Genomic DNA, 26,034 nt, shown 5'->3' with positions numbered 1-26,034 from the left:
TTATGAGACCTGTTTCTAATTTCTCATTGAATTGAATTCTTAACATTCGTTTTTGTCTCTTTTTCGAAAACCCTTAGTCAAATATTCGGGATTTTCTTACATATTCTAATGAAAAAGAATTACCAGACAATTTCAAAATATATATTGAAACCATCATTTTTTTTTCTTTATGACACCTGGCATATCGAAAAATACTGAATTAAACAACTTAAAAAATAAATATTTAAAGAATCAATAAAAATTGCTAACTAACTCATTAAGTTTGATTTAAATCCAATTTCTATGATCAATATTCGTATTTTTGCGATATGATATAACCTTATAAAAATAAGGCATAAAACTTCAAGGACATGAAATATTGGAAAAAACTTCCACATCAAAGTTTACAATCAAGAATTGAACAGGCACTGAAAGAAAATGTAGATTTCGAAAAAGATACCTCACTCGGATATCCTGCATCCAAACTGGATGATAAAGTGTTTTATTCAGATGCTCCTTTCCTGAAAGATGCCCCTACCCTGAAGACCTATGTTGCCAATCCGAATCATATCGGATGTCACACCTATGGGAGTTCTGAAAGTGCCTTCAAAGGAACCCAGGAAATCGAAAGAGAGGTTTTAAGAGTTCTTGCCGTTGATTTTTTCAAAATGGAAGATGAACAGTTTGATGGTTATATTGCCCCTGGAGGAACCGAAGCCAATATTCAGGCCATTTGGGTTTTTCGAAACTATTTTAATCATAATTTTGATGCCTCGAATGATGAAATAGCGATTCTGGCTTCTGAGGATACCCACTATTCCATCCCCAAGGCTTCCAATCTTTTGAATCTTGATTTATTACAGGCTAAAGTTGAGTTTGACACCAGGCAAATTGATCCGGAAGCCCTTAAATTGATGATTGAAGAAGCGGTTTTAAATGGGAAAAAATATTTTATTGTAATTGCAAATATGGCAACGACCATGTTTGGTTCAGTTGATGATCCAGACGTTTACACAGATATCCTGGAGTCTATGAACCTGGAGTATAAAATGCATATTGACGGTGCTTATGGAGGGTTCGTCTATCCCTTTAGCAATCTCAAATCTGATGTAAACTTCTCTAATCCAAAGATTTCCTCTATTACAATTGACGCTCATAAAATGTTACAGGCACCATACGGAACCGGAGTATATTTGGCCAGAAAGGGATTGATCGAAAATGTTTTGACCAAAGAAGCAGAATATGTTGAAGGAATGGATCTCACACTTTGCGGAAGTCGATCAGGAGCCAATGCCATTGCCGTTTATATGATTTTATTTACCTACGGACCTTATGGCTGGTATGAAAAAATAAGTATTCTTCAAATGAGGACAGATTGGTTCTGCAAACAACTCGATCAATTGAACGTTCCATATTTCAGAAATGAGCACATGAATATAGTTACCCTATATTCCTCGCATGTTCCAAAGGACATCGCAGAAAAATTCGATCTTGTTCCGGAACAGCACAATGATAACAATAAATGGTACAAGGTGGTCATCATGGACCATGTGGAAATTGATAATCTGCTTCAACTTATTGATGCTCTGAAGGAAAGAATTGAAATTGCCTAGTTTAGGTCGTCTTCTTCTGTAATATTTTCAGTGATTCCTTCCTTCTTTTTTGAAAATATAGTTTTATTGAACACAATCAATAGACCCACTCCTGTGCTTATAGCTGTATCCGCGACATTAAATACGGGATCAAAAAATGTAAGGTTCCTGTTTTCGAATAATGAAAACCTGTCTCCTCCAAAAACAGGGATCCATTCCGGAAGATCGTAGCCAATACTTGGTACCCATTCCGGTAAAATGGTATCAATTACAGGGAAATACAGCATGTCAACTACTTTTCCGTAAAACAAAGAGTCATATCCTCCTTCAGGAGGAAGAAACTCGGCTACTCTCCGATAGCTGTCACTAAATAAAATCCCGTAAAAAACGGAATCAATGATGTTGCCCATGGCTCCGGCAAAGATCAGGGCAATGGCGGTGATCAAAATATAATGTCCTTTATTTCGGATGGCATCATATAACCAATAACCAATACCTGCGATGGCCACCAGTCTGAAAAGTGTCAGGAAAAGCTTTCCGGATCTTCCGCCAAATTCCTTTCCCCAGGCCATTCCATTATTTTCAAGGAAATGAATCCGAAACCAATCAAGTCCCAAAACCTTTATTTCTTCACTAAGAACAAAATGAGTTTTGATATAGACCTTTGATATTTGATCAATCAACAAAATCAAAATAATAATTACAACTGCTCTTTTCACGGGTTTCCTTTCTTTGTTATCCTTTTCAAAAGGCTTTTTTAAGCGCTACAATAATACTAAAAAATTAGCCTTTTCTTTCATATAAATAAATATTGGCCATAATGGTTCTTATATTGATTGATTGCCCAGATGTTCCCACAGTGTGATGGAACAGTTTTTTAGACTCAATTAAACTATCCCCTTCGAAATCAGTATTCAAAATTCCCATTTTTGTTTCAGCATCTATAACCCCTTTTTCAATATCTTTAATGATGACACTCCCGGTATTTAGTCTGATATTAATATGATCTTCAGGATTGCTGAGTTTGATAATGCCGTCCTCAACCTTTAGATTTATCTCCCCATAAAAGGAATCGGAATAAAAATTACCCTCAATAATTGAAACGTAAACAATTTTATCTTTAGGAATCTGAACCCTGTAGGAAGTATAGTTGGGTTCAATACTGCATACTTTATCTAATCCTTCGACTTCTTCAGTTTGAATCGGTCTCGCATCTTTTATGAAAACTGTATTTCCTTTTTCCTCAATCTTAAAGTTCGGAGCCTGGGTCAATGCTTCTGCATAAACAGCTATTTCACCCTCTTTTACAGAATTTTCCAGCCTTATGTGATCAATAAGATCTAATTCGATGAGAATTTCATCGGCAGATGAGAAAATTTTCTTTTCGACCAGTTCCTGACAAAACACAGGAAGAGACATAAAAAGCAGGAGGATCCATGAGCAAGATCCTCTTAACCTGCCATATATTGTTTCAGACTTAATACTGTTGCTTCTTAGCCTCTATACTTAAAGTAGCATGAGGAACCAGCTTGAGCCTTTCTTTCTGAATAAGATTACCGGTAACCCTGCAAATTCCATAGGTCTTATTCTCGATTCTTAGCAAGGCATTCTTTAAATCCCGAATAAATTTTTCCTGACGAATCGCCAATTGCACATTAGCTTCTTTTGACATTGTTTCAGACCCTTCTTCAAAAGCTTTAAAGGTAGGTGATGTATCGTCAGTACCATTGTTACTGTCATTCTTAAACGTACTTTCTATCAGAACCAAATCTTCCTGGGCGTGTCTGATTTTTTCTTCTATGATCGATTTAAACTCTGCTAAATCCTGATCTGAATATCTAATTTTATTCTCGCTCATTTCTCTACTTTTTCTAAGGACATACTTGTGTTAACCTGATCAAACACAATTGTATTTCCATTTTCGACTTCTTCTTTTAATATTAATTCTTGCGTTAAGGTTTCATTTTTTATGTATTCGGCATTTTTATTTACCGCTTCATCCAGAACTCCGTCTTTTTTGATGGATAGCCTTATTTTGTCGGTCACTTCAAGGCCACTCTCTTTTCTTAAATTCTGAATTCTGTTCACCAGTTCTCTGGCAATTCCTTCATTCCTAAGCTCCTCTGATATAGAAACGTCCAAAGCTACTGTTAAATTGCCTTGATTCGCTACCAGCCAACCTTCAATATCCTGAGTAGATATCTCTACTTCATCCAGAAGTAAATCAACTTTGTCCCCATTTAACTTAATTGTAAGCTTCCCTTCGGTTTCAATAGTTGCAATATCTTTTTCGGAAAGATTATTGATTGCCTGACCAACGAACCTCATATTCTTTCCATATTTTGGCCCAAGGACCTTAAAATTTGGTTTGATATTCTTTATAAGTATGCCAGAGGCGTCTTTTAATAACTCAACCTCTTTAACATTTACTTCCGACCGAATCAAATCTGATACGGCCTCAATATCCAAAGAGTCCTGTTTATCCATAACAGGAATCATTATTTTTTGCAAAGGCTGGCGTACTTTGATCATTTCCTTCTTTCTGAGAGACAGTACCATAGAGGAAATGGACTGTGCCTTGTGCATCTTTCTTTCCAAAGAAGGATCAATCAATGCTTTGTCAGCTTTAGGAAACTCTCCCAAATGTACAGAACTTAATTTATTTTTTGAAACGTTTTTAGTTAAATCTCTGTATAAATTATCCATAAAAAACGGAGCAATAGGAGAAGCCATTTGCGCTATCCTCAACAAACATGTATACAATGTCTGGTAAGCAGAAATCTTATCTTTCTGATAATCACCCTTCCAGAATCTTCTTCTTGACAATCTTACATACCAGTTACTCAAATTCTCACCAACAAATTCCTGTATCTCCCTTGCTACTTTTGTAGGCTCATAATCATCATAAAAACGCTCAACCTTGTTATTTAATGTATTCAGCTCAGAAAGGATCCAGCGATCTATTTCGGGCCTCTCATCAAAAGCTATCTCATCTTCCTCATATGAAAACTGATCAATATTGGCATAAAGTGAAAAGAATGAATAGGTATTGTAAAGCGTTCCGAAAAATTTTCTTCTTACTTCTTCTACCCCGTCCAGATCAAATTTTAGGTTGTCCCAGGGATTTGCATTTGAAATCATATACCAACGTGTGGCATCAGGACCATATTTTTTCATCGTTTCAAACGGATCCACAGCGTTTCCAAGTCGCTTGGACATTTTCTTGCCGTTTTTATCAAGTACCAGGCCATTTGATACTACATTTTCATAGGCAACACTGTCAAAGTTCATAGATGCTATGGCATGCAGGGTATAAAACCAGCCTCTTGTCTGGTCAACTCCTTCAGCTATGAAATCAGCGGGAAAGAACTCCTTTCCATCTATTTTATCTTTGTTCTCAAAAGGATAATGCCATTGTGCATAAGGCATTGCTCCTGAATCGAACCAAACATCGATCAAATCCGATTCTCTTTTCATAGGTTTTCCGGAAGGAGAAACCAGAACGATCTGATCAACTACATTCTTATGAAGGTCAATTTTTTCATAATTTTCTTCACTCATATCACCAACTACAAAGTCCTTGAAGATATCCTCTTTCATAAAGCCTTTCTCAATTGATTTTTGCATTTCTGCTTTCAATTCAGCAACAGATCCTATGATGACCTCTTCTGACCCGTCTTTGGTTCTCCATATGGGTAATGGTGTACCCCAGAAACGTGATCTTGATAAATTCCAGTCATTTGCATTTTGCAACCAGTTTCCAAACCTTCCTTCACCCGTCGATTTAGGTTTCCAGTTGATAGACTGATTCAATTCATACATCCTGTCTCTTTTGTCAGTCACCTTGATAAACCAGGAATCCAACGGATAGTACAAGATCGGCTTGTCAGTCCTCCAGCAATTTGGATAACTGTGTTTATACTTTTCAACCTTAAAGGCCTTGTTTTCTTCTTTTAGCTGAATTGCCAGTTCAACATCTACTGATCTTTCAGGGGCCTGACCTTCATCATAATACTCATTCTTAACATACTTTCCTGCATATTCTCCCATATGACTGGTAAACTTCCCTTGCAAATCAACCAATGGGACAGGGTTATCGTGATCATCAAGGACCAGCATAGGAGGAACTTCAGGATTCGCCTGCTTTGCAACCATTGCATCGTCAGCCCCAAAAGTTGGTGCAGTATGTACGATTCCGGTTCCATCTTCCGTTGTAACGTAATCTCCTGAAATCACCCTAAACGCATTTTCAGGATTTTGATAAGGCAAGGCAAATTTCAACAATTGTTCGTATCTGATTCCAACCAATTCAGAACCTTTGCATTCAGTGAGAATTGAATAAGGTATGGATTTGTCTCCTTCCTTGTAGGATTTCAATTCCTCTGTATCCTTGGCTATTTTGTACTTTTTGCCGAATTGATAATTCAATAAAGCCTTGGCCAGTATAACCTTAACAGGTTTGAACGTATACTGATTGTAAGTACTTACAACAACATAGTCAATTTTATTACCAACAGTCAGAGCGGTATTTGAAGGAAGTGTCCAAGGCGTCGTGGTCCATGCGAGCATGTACAAATCATCCCCAAGATATTTTAAGTTTTCCGGAAGTGAATCCTCTTGCACCTTAAACTGAGCTACAACCGTTGTATCCGTAACATCCTGATAGGTGCCTGGCTGATTCAGTTCATGACTGCTTAAGCCAGTTCCTGCCTTTGGTGAATAGGGCTGAATGGTATATCCTTTATACAATAAACCCTTCTGGTAAAGTTCCTTTAAAAGCCACCACAGGGTTTCCATGTATTTTGGTTTATACGTAACGTAAGGATCATTCATATCCACCCAGTGGCCCATCTTCTTCGTCAAATCCTCCCAGATATCGGTATATCTCAAGACTGCCTTCTTACAGGCCTGATTATATTCTTCGATACTGATCTTGGTACCAATATCTTCCTTTGTAATTCCAAGTTCCTTCTCTACACCTAATTCAATGGGTAAGCCATGGGTATCCCATCCTGCTTTTCTTGGCACCTTGTATCCCTGAAGTGTTTTGTACCTGCAAAATAAATCCTTGATGGCTCTACCCATCACATGATGAATTCCAGGCAGTCCATTTGCCGATGGCGGGCCTTCGAAAAAAACAAAAGTCTCACTGTTTTCTCTTGAGCTGATACTTTTCTCGAATATCTCTTCCTTTTCCCAAAAATCAAGAATGTTTTTGGCAATTTCCGGCAGATCCAACCCCTTGTATTCTTTAAAAGTCTGACTCATGTTTTCTTGCAAATTCTATTAAGTTTGCAAAAGTACATATTTTCTTAAAAATTTTTGATCAAACCCATAAAAAAAGCATCCAAATTCAAAGGATGCTTTCATTATTTTTTTACTGATTATCAGATGGCTACTTTTTTATAACCACAAATTCTGTCCGTTTGTTTTGCCTGTGTTCCAACTCGGTACATTTTACACCGTTAGAACATTTGTTGACCAGTTTTGTTTCGCCAAATCCTTTTCCCGTGATCCTTCTTGAATCCACACCTATTCCGATCAGATAACTCACAGTTGAAGAAGCTCTTTTCTGAGAGAGCCACATATTATAACCATCACCACCTCTTGAATCCGTGTGAGAACCAAACTGTATGATCATTTCAGGGAATTTCTCCATAAGTCGGGCAACTTTAGACAACTCATCATAAGAACTTTCAAGAATATTTGCTTCATTCAGTTCAAATTCAATGGATCTAACATTGAGAACCTCTTTGCCATTGACTTCCAAAAACTCTTTCTCATCCAGTTTTAAAATGACCTTGTTTTCAAAAGCATTCTGCCTGTTGGTCACTAAAGTAGAATCTGCCTGGAAATATCCAAATTTATCACCTTCGATTTTATAGGTTGCATCACATTCCACCTTAAAAAAGAATTCGCCATTCTTTAAGGTTTCAATTCTCCTTAATTTTTCCCCTTTACTATTGTAAATAGTTGCAAAAGCGTTTGATAAGGGTTGACCGGTAATCTCGTCTACGATTTTTCCCTGAACTACCTGATCACAAATAGGATTAACCGTCAACTCTTTAAACGAATAAATATCGTCATCCCCTTTACCTCCTCTTCGGTTCGATGAGAAATATCCTCTCTGGGTGGTCTTGTCAATGATAAAGGAAATATCATCTCCTTTACTGTTCATGGGCTTTCCCAGATTTATAGGCTCTTCTATAGAACCATCCAGTTTTGTCATGTAGATATCAAATCCTCCTTCACCTCCGGGTCGGTTTGAGGAAAAATAAAGAATGTCACCATCAACATAGGGTGTATATTCCTTGTACTTGGAATTGATTGTGGGGCCAAGATTTCTCGGAGCCCCATAATGGCCTTTGTTTATCGTTACTTCATATATATCGGTTCCGCCCATACCTCCCGGCATATCACTTATATAATAGAGCTTCTTACCATCTTTACTGACAAAGGGATGGCCCGTACTGAATTTATCATTATTGATCGGTAAGGTCATGATATTATTTCTCACTCCAGATGAGGTAAGGCTGGCCCGGAATATTTTCAAGTTACTCGATCTTACCTTTCCTCCCATATAATTATTTGAAGTAAAATAGATCTCTTTCAAATCAGGGGTAAAAGCCACCATAGCATCGTGATACTTGGAGTTTACGGCACTTGAAAAAGGCCTTACACGAGTGATCTCACCATCCGGTTCTACATTACCTATGTAGAGGTCTAAAAACGGCTGATCATTTCCTTCCCATCTTTTATTAGAAATACCGTTTTTTCTGGATGATGAAAAGACAATTTTATCTTTTCCATAAAAAGTCGTTCCAAAATCTCCATTCTCAGAATTTGCTTCAAGACTCTTTACTTTATACTCCGCTGCTGTCAGTTGCGGAAATACACTCATTGACAGCAATAAAATTGTTATTGCACAAAATCTTTTCATATAAGGATCATTATAAAAAAACCAACGAAATTCGCTGGCTTTTATTATTTGATTTGGCTACATTTTTATGATAACGAATTCCGTACGCCTGTTCATGGCATGTTGTGCCTCAGTACAGTCGACTCCGTCCGCGCACCCATTGATCAGTTGCGTTTCCCCATAGCCCTTACCCGTAATACGGCTTGGATCGATTCCTCTTTCAAGGATATAGTTCACTGTAGAAGCTGCTCTTCTCGTAGACAGCCATATATTGTATCCGGTAATACCCCTTGAATCCGTATGAGAACCTGATTCAATTATCATTTCCGGATATTTGTTCATCAGATCAACTACCTTATCCAATTCACGCTTCGCTTCTTTATTCAGATAAGAAGAATTCAGTTCAAAATAAATCGGTTCAATATTGACAACATAGGTACTAGGTCTTACCTTAACAATCTCTTCAGGTAACTCCTCAGGCATACCTTCCGGCTTGTCCTCAACCACAGCTACAACAGGCTCAACCTGTTCAACAATCTCTCCTGTACCTAGCAAAATCAGCAATTTGACTTTTTTATCCGCCTCAGAAGATGTAGTAAACGTTTTTCGCTGGGTCGTATAACCTTCCTTACTACCCTCAAGTTTATAGTCGGTTTCACAAAAGGCAGGCAATTCAAAGACACCTTCCTCATCCACAACTACTTCTTTTATCAAATTCCCGTCCTTATCCTTAATAGCAACTACCGCTCCTCTTATAATTTCGGTTGTATTCTGATCTCTGACTTCTCCGGTAATCAACTGGCTACATCTGAATACAGGTGCTTCTTCTTCTATAAACGAATAGATATCATCATCTCCATCGCCACCGCTTCTGTTTGAGGAAAAATAACCTTTCCTAGTCTTTGAATTGATGATAAATGTTAAATCATCGGCAGTTGAATTTATTGGCTCGTTTAACAAAATGGGCTCCGGTGTGTAATCAACAAGTCTTGTTGCATATACGTCGAAACCACCCATTCCCCCATCCTTATCAGATGAAAAATACAAGACCTCACCGTCAACAAATGGCGAAAATTCCTTTGCCGGAGAATTGATCTTCCACCCTAAGTTCTCAGGATTTCCAAAACCACTTTGGTTAATGGATACCTTAAAAATATCTGTTTGACCATAACTGCCAGGCATATCCGAAATAAAGTAGAGTGTTTTCTCATCCTGACTCAAAGCCGGGTGTCCAACAGAATATTCTACGTTATTAAAAGGCATAGGGATGATATTAACCCATTCTCCTTTCTCATTTACAGTTGCCTTGAACATGGCCAGATTTGCCATTTGCTTTTCATCTCGTGCAAGTTTCTTGTTGTAAAAATTATTTCGGGTAAAGTAAACTGTTTTTCGATCTCTCGTAAAGACAACATCGGCCTCATGATATCGTGTATTAACCTCTCCAGGCACAAGGGAAACCTTTTCAAGGTCCCCATTTGGGAGAATATTTCCCACATACAATTCAAGAAACCTTTGGTTATTGTCTTCCCAAACATCGTTAACCAGGGTTATTCCTTTCTTCGGTGAAGCAAAAACCAATTTGTCTTCTCCAAAAAAAGCCGCTCCAAAATCAGAATTCTTTGTATTTACGGTGAGTCGATTGATTGCATATTTCCCTGCTCCTTCAGTTTGAGCGTAGAGAACTCCCATCGAAAACAGGAGCAATACCAAGATGTACTTTTTCATAAATTCCCCTTTTTTATGTTTTTTTATATTTTCCTAGAAGAATCTAGGTGACTTCAAATTCTTCTTAGAGAAGTCGATGTCATATAATAATATGATCTCATGTGATCCACCGGTATTTGAATTAGAGAATTCTGAAATTGTGTAATCGTAAGCATATCCAATTCTAAAGTCAGGGGTAACTCCGAAATTAAACAAAACGCTTACGGCATCATCAATTCTGTAACTCGCTCCCAATTCAAATCTGTCATACATCAGAAAGTTTGCATTGATATCCACTGAAAGCGGAGCGCCACTTACCCCCTTAAACATGACAGAAGGCTTAAACTTCAATGTACTTGACAGATCGAAAACATATCCACCAGTTAAAAAATAATGAACTTCTTCTGAGGCCTTGGTGTTGATATTGTCTTTATCTAAATGTTCTGATTTCAAAATATTCGGAACCGAGAATCCTGCATACCATTTATTTGTATAATAATAAACTCCTGCTCCGAAATTTGGAAATGCATCGTTAATATTTTCATCAAAAACCGGATCTCCGGCACTTGAAGTCTGTGGTAACACAACGTCCAACAGATTAACATTTAACAAAGTCACACCTCCTTTTAATCCAAAGGCCAATCTTCCTTCATCTGATGTGGTTAGCGTGTAAGAAAAGTCGGCATAAATATTCTGCTCCTTAGCCGGGCCGATCTCATCCGCAATGACAGAGAGTCCTACCCCAACCTTTTTTCCTAACGGCGCATGAACATCAAAAGTCAATGATTTTGGTGCTCCATCCACACTTGTCCACTGGCTTCGCCCCAACAAACCTAAACTTAAGGTCCCTCTAGAACCAGCGTACGCTGGATTTACAACGTTCATGTTGTACATATATTGTGTGTACTGGGGATCTTGTTGGGCTTTGGTCTCGTTAAAGAATAATAAAAAACCAAAAATTAAGAAAATTGTTATTTTTTTCATTTGTTAAATTTTATTCATTTGACAATTGCATTGTCATTTAAATAGTACAGGGTCAGGAAAATTTGTTTCAGCAAACCTTGTACTCCCTTTTTTTATATAAAGGCAGCATATTGAATAAACTATGCTGCCTTGGATGTTTTCTTAATAATTGACATAAACCCATCCCTTGTCAGGAGATTTGTTACCGTCGTTATATTTGATCAAATAGAAATATGTTCCTGCTGGTACCAGTTGTCCTTTACTTAAGGTCATGTTACCTGTGGATCTTCCGTCCCACCAATCAGGATTTAAACTTCCATTATTCATGTATTTGTATACACTGTTACCCCATCTGTCAAATACTTCCATGCTAAAGTCAGGAGTTTCAATAAGTCCAGGTATACTGAATAAATCATTTTCCCCGTCACCATTCGGTGAGAATCCGCTAGGAATCAGACTTGTATTGAATACCAGTCTTACTCCGTCAGAGATCAATTCATCATTCGGGTCACATGCGAAATCAGGAGAAGTTAATACAACTCTGTACCTGCTTCCTTCCAGCCTTCCTCTTGCCTCATTAATTCTTAATCGGTCCGTATCAACACCGTTGTATTTGGAGTCATTGGCAAGATCAACCCAAGTAGTACCACCGTCCATACTTTGCTGCCACTGATAGAAAGTCGCAACCGCAGAAACTTCGAAAACAGCATCATCACCAAGAGCAATCTCGATCTCTTCAGGCTGATTTTCAATAGAGGATGGTTCTCCAGCTTCCTGGAAATCAAATACACCATTGTCATCGAGATCATTCGGGGTATCGTATGCGTCATCAGGGTCATTAACAGGTCCATTGGCATCTGCAATAACCTTTCCGTCTGCATCCACGGTCACAGGGGATGTTCCTAATCTACCATCTCCATCCGGATCAGTGAATCCTGCCTCTATGGCATCGGCACAACCGTCACCATCCGCATCAATACTGATTCTATCCGGTATGCCATCCAGGTTAGAATCTGTAACCTGTCCTTCTACAGAATCAAAAATTCCATCATTGTCATCATCCACATCTACAATATCAAACACACCATCATTATCAGAATCCAATAGTATGTTATAGCTTGCTGATTCTGAAGTATCTCCAGGGTCACAGGCAAAGGCAATATTTGTAACCACCACTCTGTATTCATCAAAATAATCCGGGATTACAAGATTAGAAACGGTTAAAGTTGCCGTGTTGGTACCACTATATTTGGAATCATCACTTAACGGTACAAAACCAGCACCATCGATACTAATTTCCCACTGATAGGTATCCCCATCTGAAGCAGCAGTAAACGTTGCACTTCCGCTAAGTATAAAGTCCTGATCTGAAGGATCCTGGGTGATGTTTGCTACATCTCCAGCCTCCTGGAAGTCTGGTGTTCCGTTATTATCAAGATCATTTGGCGTTGTGTAACCATCTGTTGCACTCGTTACCTGACCATTTACATCCACTTCCGGAGGAATTACTGTTCCAAGCATACCCATTCCATTGTCTGTAAAACCAGCTTCCGTAACATCGTAACATCCGTCTCCATCAGAATCCAGTTCGAATCTGTCAGGAATGCCATTACCATCTGTATCCCTGTCAACTACGCCGTTATCCTCAACTGTATCAAGAATACCATCATTGTCATCATCGACATCAACTATATCCGGTACCAGGTCATTATCATTATCAGGAAGGCTAACGATCAATGCCGAGTCCGAAGTTGTTACAGGATCACAGGCAAAAGCAATATTGTTAACTCTCACTCTGTATGAATAACCTAACATTCCTACTCCAACATTTGAAATTGTGAGACTCGCCGTTGTAGCTCCTGAGTAATCACCGCCGTCAACCACATCATTCCAAGTCGTTCCATCGGTGCTTTCTTCCCACTGATAGGTGTCTGCCGAGGCAGTGACATCAAATGTAACCGACCCGCCCGGAATAAAGTTTTGATCTGCTGGTTGCGTTGTAATTGCAGCCGCGCTTCCGGCTTCCTGGAAATCAGGAATTCCATTGTTATCTAAATCATTAGGTGTTGTATATCCGTCTGTGGCACTTGTAACTCGTCCTGTTGCATCAACATCCGGTGGATTTACGGTTCCAAGCATTCCCATTCCATTATCTGTAAATCCAGCTTCTGTTACATCAAAACATCCGTCTCCGTCAGCATCAAGATTCAGAGCATCCGGATTTGTTAATGGATCTGTATTACCCGCTTCTTCGGTATCTAAGATTCCATCATTATCATCATCAACATCTACGATATCAAAAACACCATCATTATCAAAATCACTTGGTACGATGTACCTTGCCTCCGTCGAAACGGTACCTGCATCACAGGCATAAGCAACATTGCTCACAACCACCCGATACCTGTAGGTTAACTTACTTACATCTGAATTTGTTACCTGAAGATCAGCCGTTGTTACACCGGCATAATCTCCACCATCAGTCAGCGGAGTCCAATTGGCTCCGTTATCCTGGCTTTCTTCCCATTGATAAGTATCTGCCGTTGCCACAACACTAAAGGTTGTAACCCCGATGATCAGTGCCTGATCCGTAGGTTGTGTCGTAATCGTTGCAGCAGCTCCCGCTTCCTGGAAATCAGGAGTGCCATTACCATCCGCATCAACCGGAGTTCCATAACCTCCGTTAGGACCCAAACTGGTAACTATACCCGTTACAGGGTCTACCTCCGGCGGGTTCTGAATACCCACTTCATTGATACCATTGTTATCATAAAGATTTTCATCAACATCAGAACATCCGTCACCATCTGCATCCAAATCAATCCTGTCCGGGAATCCATCATTGTCAGTATCTCGGTCAACTATACCATTATCTTCATCTGCATCCGTTATACCGTCATTGTCATCATCCTCATCAACTAAATCAAATACGCCATCCTTATCAAAATCATCAGGATTGATAAAAGTTACCACAACCGAAGTCGTGGTTGGATCACAGGCAAATGCACTGTTGGAAACGACTACCTGATACTCATATCTTACTTTAGAGAAGTCCGCATTTGTAATTTGAAGGCTGGCTGTTGTTGCACCGGCATAATCACCACCGTCAACCACATCTACAAAACCATTTCCGTCTTGCCTGTCTTCCTGCCATTGGTAGGTGTCAGCTACTGCTACAACACTAAATGTGGTAACTCCAATGATCAAATCCTGATCCGTTGGCTCTGTTGTAATACTCGCTGCTGATCCCGCTTCCTGGAAATCAGGTGTTCCGTTCCCGTCCGCATCAACAGGTACACCGTAACCTCCGTTAGGCCCTAAACTGGTAACTATTCCATCAATATCAACTGCCGCAGGAACCTGTGTCCCAACCTGGTTGATACCATTATTGTCGTATAAATTCTCATCAACATCAAAACATCCATCTCCATCTGCATCCAAATCAATCCTGTCCGGGAATCCGTCCGTATCCGTATCTCTGTCAACTACACCATTATCTTCATCTGCATCCGTTACACCGTCATTGTCATCATCCAAATCAACAATGTCAAACACACCATCACCATCAAAATCATCTGGAGTAATATAACCTACATCAACAGAAGTGGTTGTTGGATCACAGGCAAAGGCAATATTGTTTACAATTACCTGATACCTGTATAAAAGTTTACTTACATCACTGTTGGTTACCTGAAGGTCAGCTGTTGTTGCACCGGCATAATCACCACCGTCAACCACATCTACAAAACCATTTCCGTCTTGCCTGTCTTCCTGCCATTGGTAGGTGTCAGCTACTGCTACAACACTAAATGTAGTAACTCCAATGATCAAATCCTGATCCGTTGGCTCTGTTGTAATACTCGCTGCTGATCCCGCTTCCTGGAAATCAGGTGTTCCGTTCCCGTCCGCATCAACAGGTACACCGTAACCTCCGTTAGGCCCTAAACTGGTAACTATTCCATCAATATCAACTGCCGCAGGAATCTGTGTCCCAACCTGGTTGATACCATTATTGTCGTATAAATTCTCATCAACATCAAAACATCCATCTCCATCTGCATCCAAATCAATCCTGTCCGGGAATCCGTCCGTATCCGTATCTCTGTCAACTACACCATTATCTTCATCTGCATCCGTTATACCGTCATTGTCATCATCCAAATCAACAATGTCAAACACACCATCTCCATCAAAATCATCTGGAGTAATATAACCTACATCAACAGAAGTGGTTGTTGGATCACAGGCAAAGGCAATATTGTTTACAATTACCTGATACCTGTATAAAAGTTTACTTACATCACTGTTGGTTACCTGAAGGTCAGCTGTTGTTGCACCGGCATAATCACCACCGTCAACCACATCTACAAAACCATTTCCGTCTTGCCTGTCTTCCTGCCATTGGTAGGTGTCAGCTACTGCTACAACACTAAATGTGGTAACTCCAATGATCAAATCCTGATCCGTTGGCTCTGTTGTAATACTCGCTGCTGATCCCGCTTCCTGGAAATCATAAACTGTGTTATTATCCAAATCGTTAGGTTCTGTAAAACCATCCCCGATCGGACCTAAAGCATCATCCGTTATCAAACCGTCAGAATCAACAACTACAGGTGATGTGCCTAATATCCCATCATCATCACCATCCGTAAATCCTGCTTCAGTCACATCAAAACAACCATCTCCGTCAGAATCCAGTTCCAGCATGTCATCGATACCATTCCCATTTGTATCTCCAACCTCATCAACATTGAGAATACCATCGTTATCTGCATCAAGATCAGCAGAGTCAGGAACACCATCTTTATCAGTATCTGCACCGATAACCAAAGAATAATCCTCAACCTCCCCTGCAGAAGCATAACCCCCTGAATCAGAAGAAGTTAAATCATTGTCTGTTGTATATCTAAATCTTGCATAGGTAGCTCCCTCATTAATGTCTGTTCCCAAACTGGTCAAATCCCAATTTAATGTATATGTATTCTGCCCTGAATTTGCAGCAATTTCTAAACTAGTATATTCATCAGTGTCAAAAACTCCATTTCCATCAAAATCAATCCAAGCATGTAGATAAGACATGTCTTCATAACTACTGGTAATAACAATATCCACATCAACAGATGTGGATGATGTCAAAATTCCATCAAACTCAGACGGATCAACTCCATCCTCATCATTTTGATTATCATTATCATCGCCATCAGCTCCAACTCCTGGAAAACCATCACTTTCAGCATCCTTTGAATTTCCAATTCGAATTTTATCTTTTGACGCATCAAAAACATGAATTGCTCCACCGGAAGACAAAAGGGTCCCATAAGAATCTGGCGCATCTCCATAATCAAAGCCTTGAGGAGGAATTATATCCCAGTTCTTTAACCTCAAACTAATATAGGCCGCAATACCGTTTTTTGTAATTGTTCCTCCCGAACTATTTTGAAGGTTCAAAAAACCATTGCTTTTACCAAAAGCATCAAGATTATTCAGAATAGCATCAATTGATGCACTGGTCAATGGAACATTATTAAGCCTAACATCAACTAATTCAGTATTATTTGAGATATCAAGATTTGTAATTAGAGGATTGGATCGAGCAGAGAGTTTTTCCAACTTCGGATTTTGTGAAATATCTAAAGATGTCAAGTTTAGGTTAGCGTCAATTTCAAGTTCTACCAAATCTTTATTTTCACTTAAATCAATCGAAGTTAAATCATTTCGGCTAACATTAAGTTCCAACAAGTCTTTATTATTGGTCAAATCCAATGTCGTGAGCAAATTATCATCAACATATAATCTTTCCAGTTTATTTAGATCTGAGACATCGATTGAAATTATTTGAAGTCCAACCCCGTCATCTGCGGTCAAAGTGGTTATTCCATTAAAATTTCCCGGGGTGTCCGAGGTTTGAACAGTGATCGGATCATTACCAATGTTTGGACTAAAGTTAAAACTTGGAGTCAACGTATTATTTACGCTCAAGTTAATCGTACCACCACCACCTATAGCAGTCCAATCCATTAATTTAATGGGATTACTAATACTCATGTTCCAGTTTACAGGACCAGGTGGATCTCCTAAATCGGAAGTAGTTACAATTGTTAATGTACTTTGAGAAAATACTAAATTAACTGAAAGCACGAATAACAAACCAAGAAACATCCGTTTCAGAGATAAGTTTTTTGAATTTCCAAATTTGAAATTAAAGTAATCTCTTTTCATATGATTAATTTTATAAGAATGAAACATTAAGCCAAATGTTTCATTATTTTGTATTGAGCCTTTTATACGTTAAAAACTCACTTCGCCTTGAAGACAAAGTGAGTTGATAATTAGCATAAAATCAAGCTTTTAATTTTATAAGATTCGTTTTTATTTTTGAATATTTTTCCCACATTCTAAACCGTATAAGCAAATATATAAAAATTTGGTACATATCACTTTTAGCACATTCTTTTTTCTTAAGCAAATGTTAACAAGGTTTTAAACATTATTCCTGGGGAGAAGGTACGAGTTCAAAGCCGCTTTCATTGGCTATTTTAAACTCAGTTCTACGGTTCAACTGATGTGCTTCACTCGAGCACTTCACACCATTGGCACATTCATTAACCAATTGGGTTTCACCATAGCCTTGGTACGTAATTCTTGAGGCGTCTATTCCTTTCGAAACTATATAATCAACCGTAGCTTTCGCACGTTTTTCAGATAATTTCATATTGTATTTATCCTTACCTCTTGAGTCTGTATGAGATCCTGCCTCAATCAGCAACTCCGGATACTCATTCATCACCTGAACTACCTTATCTAACTCTTTGGCAGCATCCGGACGAATATTGTATTTGTCAAAATCAAAGTATATCGTATTGATGTTCACTTTGTTTGATACAAATTGAGCAGGTAGATTCAAATTAACTATATACGGAGCCTGATCAATATCGTTCACCGTACGAATAGTTTGTTCCGCATTCAAAAACCCTTTATTTGTTGCAAATACGGTATACGGCGTATCACATAAGGTCAAATCAAAAGTATATGATCCATCAGGGCCTGCAGTTACAGTTTCTATAACTTCTCCACTTTCATTTCTAAGTTCTATCGTAGCTCCCGCAACAATTTCTCCGGTCGCCTCAGATCTCACATTAACAGTGATATCCTGCCCACAGTAAATATGCAGTCCCGGATCAGCTAAAAACGAGTAGATATCATCATCTCCTTTTCCTTCATCTCTGTTCGAAGAGAAGAAACCTCTGTCTTTATCATCATCAATGATAAAAGCAAAATCATCTTCTATACTGTTCACAGGCTCTTCCAGATTCAATGGAACTGAAACAGTGGTGTCAAAAATCTTACTGGCAAAAACATCCAGTTTTCCATACCCGGGATGTCCGTCTGAAGAAAAATACAAAATATTGTCTTTTCCAATATAAGGAAACATTTCTCTTCCTTCCGTATTAACTCTGGGCCCTAAGTTTCTGATGTTACCAAAAGAGCCGTCTTCTTTTATATCCACCACATAGATATCTGTTTGCCCATACCCTCCTGGCATATCTGAAACAAAATACAGCTTGTTGTCTTCATGATTCAAAGCAGGGTGGCCAATTGAGTATTCCACATGGTTAAAAGGCAACTTTTCTTTTTCAGTCCATTTTCCATCAACACTCAGTGAGGCCCTAAACAATTGTAAATTGTTTACTCCTGAGGAATCTGTTAGATACTTTTTCTCGTAAAAATTATTTGCCGTATAATAAATTGTTTTAAGATCTTTCGAAACAGCGACACCAGCTTCATGATATTTGGTGTTCACATCTCCGGGCATCCTCTTTTTTTGAATGACCTGTCTGTCATCAGTGATCAGACCTGTGTATAGATCTAAAAATTGCTGACCATTTTCCTTCCAGGTCTTTTTCACAATCATCGTGTTTGTTGTAGGGGCGGCGAATATAACTTTATCCTTACCAAGGAAAGCTGTTCCAAAATCGGATTCCTTAGTATTAATATCCAGATTTTTTACTGTGTAAACACCTGGAGTTGTTTGAGCAGCAACGTAAACACCGCTAAAAATCAAACAAATTAAAATTATTACATTCTTCATCTTGGGGAATTTTGGGTAAATTTAATTAATTATTTAACATCTAAAAGAATCTTGGTGATTTTAAGTTCTTTTTAGTGAAGTCTATATCGTACAAGAGAATAATTTCATGAGACCCTCCTGTATTGGCATTTGAGAATTCTGAAATTGTATAATCATAGGCATAACCAATCCTGAATGCTCTGGTCACTCCAAAATTGAATAGTATACTAACCGCATCCTGGTACCTATAACTTGCTCCTAGTTCAAATCTGTCATACATCAAGAAATTCGCATTGATATCAAATGACAAGGGTGCTCCGGTAACTCCTTTAATTAAAAAAGAAGGTTTAAATTTCAAGGTACTGGACAGATCAAAAACATATCCGGAAGTAAGAAAGTAATGAACTTCTTCCGAGGCTTTTGTATTCACATTGTCTTTATCCAGATGTTCCGATTTTAACATATTTGGAACTGAGAATCCTGCATACCATTTTTCCGTGTAATAATAGACCCCGGCACCAATATTTGGAAAAGCATCATTTATATTTTCGTCAAAAAGCGGATCATCGCCGGTTGAGGTTTGAGGCAGAACAACATCTAAAAGGTTTACATTTAAAAGTGTTACTCCACCCTTTAATCCAAACGCCAGTCTTCCTTCCTGAGAAGTTGTAATGGTATAGGAAAAATCAGCATAAATATTCTGTTCCTTTGCCGGTCCAATTTCATCTGCAATCACCGAAAGCCCAATTCCAACTTTTTTACCTACCGGGGCATGGGCATCAAAAGTCATCGTTTTTGGAGCCCCATTGACATTTGTCCATTGACTTCTTCCAAGTAAACCCAGACTCAGGGTACCTCTTGAACCCGCATATGCTGGATTAACAATATTCATATTGTACATATATTGTGTATACTGGGCATCTTGCTGTGCATAAAAATCTGTTATCCAAAGTAACAGTCCTAATACGATATACAGTTTAATATTTTTCATTGTTAAATTATATTTTTTTGACAGGCAGGTCTTTCACTGCCTGTCTTGTTTGTATCATTTTTTATTTATTCAAGTATACCCAACCGGTTATCGGTTTTCTGTCATCTCTATTAAATTTGATCAGGTAGAAGTACGTTCCTGCAGGCAATACATCATCTCCAAGATTTAAATTACCCGTAGACCTTCCATCCCACCAATCTGGCGTCAATGCTCCTCCTCGTTTGTATTCATATACCTTATTTCCCTGTCTGTTGAACACCTGCATCTCAAAGTTCATATAAGTTGATAAAGCAGGTATTATCAGTGTGTCATTCTTGCCATCACCATTTGGTGAGAAACCATTTGGAACAATGTCGCAAGGTGTAACATCCAGATAATTCGGAGTCAGGTCTTCATCGCAATCATCATTGGTAGGATCACCATCTTGATTATCATCTTCCTCTATTGTATCGATTCCGTCGTTGTCATCATCTATATCTCTGAAATCAACGTCATCCTCAGTATCCGTATTAGGTAACTCCAAAAGAGGGTCAATTATTTCATCATTAGGAATAAATCCATCATTATTTTCTGATCCTTCAAAGGCATCATCCAGTCCGTCACCATCAGAATCACTGCCTGACAGGGCGACATCTGCTACACCGTCATGATTGAAATCGTGTGCTTCAATTTCATCCGGAACGTTATCATTATCTGAATCTCTATCCAAATAATCCTCGTCACCATCACCGTCCGTATTGACAGGTGTCAATCCGTTCACACTTCCGGAAGACCCTTCATAAGCATCATCAACTCCATTATTATTGGCATCCGTAAGACCAGGTAAAATGTATCCAACGGTACTTTGCGCCTCTATGTTATCCGGAATACCATCATCATCTGCATCCAGATCCAAATAATTGTCAAATCCATCTCCGTCTTCATCGCTTGTACCTTCAACAACAGTCAGGATTCCGTCATTATCATCGTCCATATCAAGATAGTTTCTAATTAAATCTCCGTCTGTATCATCATTAGAAGGATCATTATCTCCATTTAAATCTTCTTCATTGGTTGCAATTCCGTCATTGTCATCGTCCTCGTCTCTAAAATCAGGCGATGCATCTCCATCAGCATCCGGAAGAATCGATAGATTGACAATTTCATCATTTGGTACAAAACCATCATTCACATCGGATCCTTCAAAACCGTCATCCAGACCGTCTTCATCAGCATCTGAACCGATAAGGAATGCATCAGGCAGACTATCGTGATCGGCATCATGACCTTCCAGACTATCCGGAACATTGTCATTATCAGAATCTGTATCGATATAATCCGGAGTTGAATCCCCGTCATTATTGAATACACTCAATCCTTCTCCCGCACCAGCTGCGCTTTCATAAGCGTCATCCAGTCCATTCTTATCTGAATCTATTCCGGATGGTGCAATATAACCTGCTGCATCTTGAGCCTCGATATTATCAGGTAATCCATCATTGTCCGCATCAAGGTCCAGACTATCAATATAGCCGTCACTATCCGAATCATTACCTCCTTCAACCGTATCCAGAATACCGTCATTGTCGTCATCGATATCATAAATATCCCCAACCATATCTCCATCAGTGTCAACCAATACTTCAATGGTTACCGTAGCCGTAGACCTGTCCCCATTTGCACTTCCGATCAATCCTTGTCCATCTTCAATGGTGTAGGTAAAGGAGTCAAATCCAATATAATCAGCATTTGGAGTATACAGTATGTAGTCATCCGTAGGATCGGTTGGTGTACCATTATCATTAACGCTGGCCACTCCATTTGAAGGTTGACTTGCCAATAGAACCGGTATTGTTCCTGCTCCGTCTCCACCAAAGTCATCGGCACCGTTTCCGTTATCGATCAATACCATGATAGGGTTGTTGGCAGTATTCTCAACGGCAATGACATCGTCATCAATTGCTGTAGGCAAGAAGTTGATTATCATATCATCAAGGATACTTTCATCATCATCTTCAATACCATCAGCATAATCATCTGCATCAAAACTTACTGAAGGTTCGCTGTCAAAATCAATCACATCTGAAGCAATGATCTCTGCCTGGTTTACATAAGTTCCGGTTGTCAGTACTTCCGCACTAAACTCAAGTGCCAAACTGTTTCCACTGCTAACAGCTAGTGCATTCCATGAAATCGCTGATCCGGCAAGGCTACTTCCTGCTGTTATTGGTGTAATATTTCCAAAACCGTCAGGTAGGATATCTTCAACAGCAATTCCTGTTGCGTTACTTGGGCCATCATTAGTAACAGTGATGGTAAAAGTCACGATATCTCCTGTTGTAGGATTCATGTCATTTACAGTTTTCACTATGCTTAAATCAGCTACCGGAATCGGGTTTGTCGTAATCTCGAAATAATCATCCTCTGTTGCAACTCCGTTATTTGGTGTTGAGTTCGGATCAAAATTATCTGAGGCAGTTACTTCAGCAACATTTGTATAGTTTCCTGTTGCATTAACACGAGCCGTAATATTGATCACAGAGGTGTTACCTGAGGTTATACCTCCAACTGTCCATATTCCTGTTGCGTCAACATAGGCACCAGAATCATCACTTATATAAGCGTATCCACTTGGAAGTAAATCAGTCACTTGAATTCCTGTGGCATCACTTGGACCATTATTGGTGATCTCAATTGTGAATACGACCTCTCCTCCAACATAGGGTGTTGCATTATCTACTGTCATATTCATTGATAGATCTGAAACAGGCAGCGGATTTGTGCTTACTGCATCCTGATCGTCTTCAGTGACAATACCATTAGCCGGAGTTGAATCGGGATCAAAATTATCTGCCGCAGTTACTTCAGCTGTATATTCATAGGTGCCTGATGCATTCACCGTTGCTGTGATGTTCAGTACATTATTGTCTCCTGAAGCAATGGCTCCAATAGTCCATAATCCTGCCACCGCATCATAATTACCATTTCCACTATCATTTACATAGGTATATCCATTTGGTAATACATCTGTTACCTGAATTCCCGTTGCATCACTAGGACCGTTGTTTGAAACCCTTATAGTGAACAATACATCATTTCCAACATAAGGTGTGTTATTATCTACATCAACAGTCAGTTCAATATCTGAAACTGCCACTGGTGATATACTGATACTCACCTGATCATCCTCATTGATATCACCGTTATTCGGTGTTGAATCAGGATCAAGGTTGTCAGAAGCTACCACTTCCGCTACGTTCTCATAATCACCACTTGCATTAACGCTTGCCGTAATATTGATCGTTGCTGTACCTGAACCTGCAATAGGATCAATTGTCCATACACCTGTGACCGGATTGTAGTCTCCTGATGCATCATCACTAACAAATGTGTATCCACTTGGAAGTAAGTCTGCTACAACTACACCTGTTGCATCACTCGGACCATTATTTGTAACGCCAATAGTAAAGACTACGGTGTTACCCACTAATGGTGTTGCATTATCAACCATCATATCGATTTCAATATCAGAAACAGGATTCGGTGTTGATGTAACGCTGGCATAATCATCTTCCGTTGGAACACCGTTATTTGGCGTTGAATTCGGATCATTATTATCTGAAGCTGTCACTTCACCAATATTTGTATAATCACCACTTGCATTGACAGTTGCTGTGATATTCATAGTAGCCGAACTACCATTGTTCAACGGAGCAATTGTCCAAACACCAGTGGTTGAATTATAACTACCTGAAGCATCATCACTAACAAATGTATAACCTGATGGTAACAGATCTGTTACTTCTACTCCTGTAGCATCACTTGGACCATTATTATTTACAGTCAAGGTAAACACTACCTGATCTCCAACATTTGGTGTATCGTTATCAATATCCATTGTGAAGCTGATATCAGATGAAGCCTCTGGTGTGACTGAAATACTATCCTGGTCATCTTCATTGATGTCATTGTTATTCACTGTTGAATCAGGATCAAGGTTATTCGCTGCAGTAACTTCTGCAACATTTGTATAATCTCCGGATGCATTTACTGTAGCTGTGATATTGATCACCGCTGAAGTTCCGTTTAAGATTCCTCCGATGGTCCATAGACCAGTTACTTCATTATAGGTTCCTGCATCATCACTTACATAAGTATATCCGTTAGGTAACAGGTCTGTAACCTGAACTCCTGTTACATCACTTGGTCCGTCATTCTGAACTTCTATTGTCAATACTACATTGGTACCTACGACCGGATTCGAATTATCTGCTGAAGCTGCCAAGCTTAGATCTGATACTATGATAGGTGTAATTACCGAGGCTGTTTCAGGGCTTGTAATTTCTGTAGATGTAATTGAAACTGTATTTACTAGATCAACTGCATTCTGGAAATCTATTAAACTTGTCGTATAGCTCACTGTATACGTCCAGGTTTCTCCAATATCAAGTACTCCCGGAGTTCCTGCATCACCATTCGGCCCCACTACTGTTCCGTTAGAACCGTCTGGTAGGGTATTTATAATAGTAACACCTGTAACATCCAGTGTTCCCGTATTAACCAGTTCAATCGTATACTCCAGGGTCTGTCCAACAGCATTTACTGAAGCAGGTCCTCCTGTTTGAGACATACTCACTGTATAATCTGCTATACAACCAGGAGCCGCAAGCACTACTGGTGTTCCATAAGCTGTTGAACAACTAGTCACGTTATCGCGTACTACTATTGTATAGGTTCCAGCTATTAATCCTGAGAAGGTATTCGAAGCCTGGAAGTTTACTCCATTATCAATACTGTATTCAAGATTTGAACCTGTAGCAGAAATTGTAATGTTACCATTATCCAATAATGGACAAGCGATAAGGGTTGGGTCGGTACCCGTTACATTGTCTATTGTTGGGGCTATGTTCTCTAATACAGAAACCTCTGTTCTGTTAGGGCTTACACAAGATGAAGATATACTTCTTGCTTCAGCATAGACTGTCCCTGCAACTGAAGGAGTAAAAGATGTATTACCTGAAAGTAATAAGTTACCACCAACCGGAGCATCATACCAATCTGCAGTTTCTCCTGCATTAACAGTTACACTTATGGATGGTATAACCTCTCCTTGGCAAATCTCCTCATTTCCGGAACTAACAGGTGCAGCAAGGTAATCAATCACTACATTTTGAGTCTGTGTTGAGAGGTTACCTTCTGAATCTTCAAAGGTCCAAGTAACCACTGTTGTACCCTGAGCAGTAATTGGGAATACGGCATTATTGGATACCGATACTGCTCCGCCACAATTGTCCGTAGCCGTTGGAGCCGTCAAACTTGTTACTTCACATTGTGCTATTACATCTGGCAAAGAAACTGAATCAGCAACCGATGCAGTTACATCATCAACGATCACTGTCTGATCTACATCCACACTATTACCATTACCATCATCAAAAGTCCATGTGATTGTAAAGGTTCCTTGTGTATTATAGGTAAGCGGATCTGTCGTTGTTCCTGTGATCGTACCGGCACATGCATCTGTCGTGGTTGGTGCTACAGCTGTGGCTGAACACTCGCCTGTTACATTAGCCAGGGTTGGTGCAACCGGTGCGGTTATATCATCAACGATCACTGTCTGATCTACATCAACACTGTTTCCATTACCATCATCAAAAGTCCATGTGATTGTAAAGGTTCCTTGTGTATTATAGCTAAGTGGATCTGTTGTTGTTCCTGTGATCGTACCGGCACATGCATCTGTCGTGGTTGGTGCTACAGCTGTGGCTGAACACTCTCCTGTTACATTAGCCAGGGTTGGTGCAACCGGTGCCGTAATATCATCTACCACTACTGT

Annotated in this window: 12 protein-coding genes; 1 reads left to right on the top strand and 11 read right to left on the bottom strand. The window is 39.3% G+C overall.

The genetic code is table 11. The features are described 5' to 3' along the window. Positions 1-350: 350 nt before the first annotated feature. Positions 351-1,592, top strand: coding sequence for a pyridoxal phosphate-dependent decarboxylase family protein (locus LCM02_RS12125; RefSeq protein WP_224930295.1), 1,242 nt, complete (start codon positions 351-353; stop codon positions 1,590-1,592). Here the strand turns inward: LCM02_RS12125 and LCM02_RS12120 are convergent. From LCM02_RS12120 to LCM02_RS12070, 11 genes are all read right to left on the bottom strand, one after another. Further along, positions 1,589-2,290, bottom strand: coding sequence for a lipoprotein signal peptidase (locus LCM02_RS12120; protein ID WP_224930291.1), 702 nt, complete (start codon positions 2,288-2,290; stop codon positions 1,589-1,591). The genes LCM02_RS12125 and LCM02_RS12120 overlap by 4 nt on opposite strands. A gap of 64 nt (positions 2,291-2,354) precedes the next feature. After that, complete coding sequence (locus tag LCM02_RS12115) at positions 2,355-2,990, bottom strand: hypothetical protein (RefSeq protein WP_224930288.1); 636 nt, start codon at positions 2,988-2,990, stop codon at positions 2,355-2,357. A 58-nt stretch (positions 2,991-3,048) separates the two neighbouring features. Next, positions 3,049-3,429 (bottom strand): TraR/DksA family transcriptional regulator, encoded by a 381-nt coding sequence (locus LCM02_RS12110; protein WP_224930285.1) that lies wholly within the window; start codon positions 3,427-3,429, stop codon positions 3,049-3,051. Beyond that, the gene (ileS, locus tag LCM02_RS12105; protein WP_224930283.1) at positions 3,426-6,839 is read right to left on the bottom strand and encodes an isoleucine--tRNA ligase; all 3,414 of its coding nucleotides are present in this window, start codon (positions 6,837-6,839) and stop codon (positions 3,426-3,428) included. Before ileS ends, LCM02_RS12110 begins: the two co-directional genes overlap by 4 nt. A gap of 127 nt (positions 6,840-6,966) precedes the next feature. Further along, positions 6,967-8,511 (bottom strand): OmpA family protein, encoded by a 1,545-nt coding sequence (locus LCM02_RS12100; protein WP_224930279.1) that lies wholly within the window; start codon positions 8,509-8,511, stop codon positions 6,967-6,969. Positions 8,512-8,568: 57 nt separating this feature from the next. Then, a complete protein-coding gene (locus tag LCM02_RS12095) occupies positions 8,569-10,218 on the bottom strand; it encodes an OmpA family protein (protein WP_224930276.1) in 1,650 nt (549 codons plus the stop codon). A gap of 33 nt (positions 10,219-10,251) precedes the next feature. Then, complete coding sequence (locus tag LCM02_RS12090; RefSeq protein ID WP_224930273.1) at positions 10,252-11,181, bottom strand: PorP/SprF family type IX secretion system membrane protein; 930 nt, start codon at positions 11,179-11,181, stop codon at positions 10,252-10,254. A gap of 141 nt (positions 11,182-11,322) precedes the next feature. After that, positions 11,323-17,379: a T9SS type B sorting domain-containing protein gene (locus tag LCM02_RS12085; RefSeq protein WP_224930270.1), complete on the bottom strand. Its 6,057-nt coding sequence runs from the start codon at positions 17,377-17,379 to the stop codon at positions 11,323-11,325. A 268-nt stretch (positions 17,380-17,647) separates the two neighbouring features. Continuing rightward, positions 17,648-19,249 (bottom strand): OmpA family protein, encoded by a 1,602-nt coding sequence (locus LCM02_RS12080; RefSeq protein WP_224930267.1) that lies wholly within the window; start codon positions 19,247-19,249, stop codon positions 17,648-17,650. A 40-nt stretch (positions 19,250-19,289) separates the two neighbouring features. Further along, a complete protein-coding gene (locus LCM02_RS12075) occupies positions 19,290-20,219 on the bottom strand; it encodes a PorP/SprF family type IX secretion system membrane protein (protein WP_224930263.1) in 930 nt (309 codons plus the stop codon). 61 nt (positions 20,220-20,280) lie between these two features. Then, on the bottom strand, positions 20,281-26,034 hold a 5,754-nt coding region (locus LCM02_RS12070; RefSeq protein WP_224930259.1), incomplete at its 5' end, for a T9SS type B sorting domain-containing protein.

It is taken from the genome of Lutimonas saemankumensis (assembly GCF_020171465.1).
Taxonomy (GTDB): Bacteria; Bacteroidota; Bacteroidia; order Flavobacteriales; family Flavobacteriaceae; genus Lutimonas; species Lutimonas saemankumensis.
This window is presented reverse-complemented; position numbering and strand designations above follow the sequence as displayed.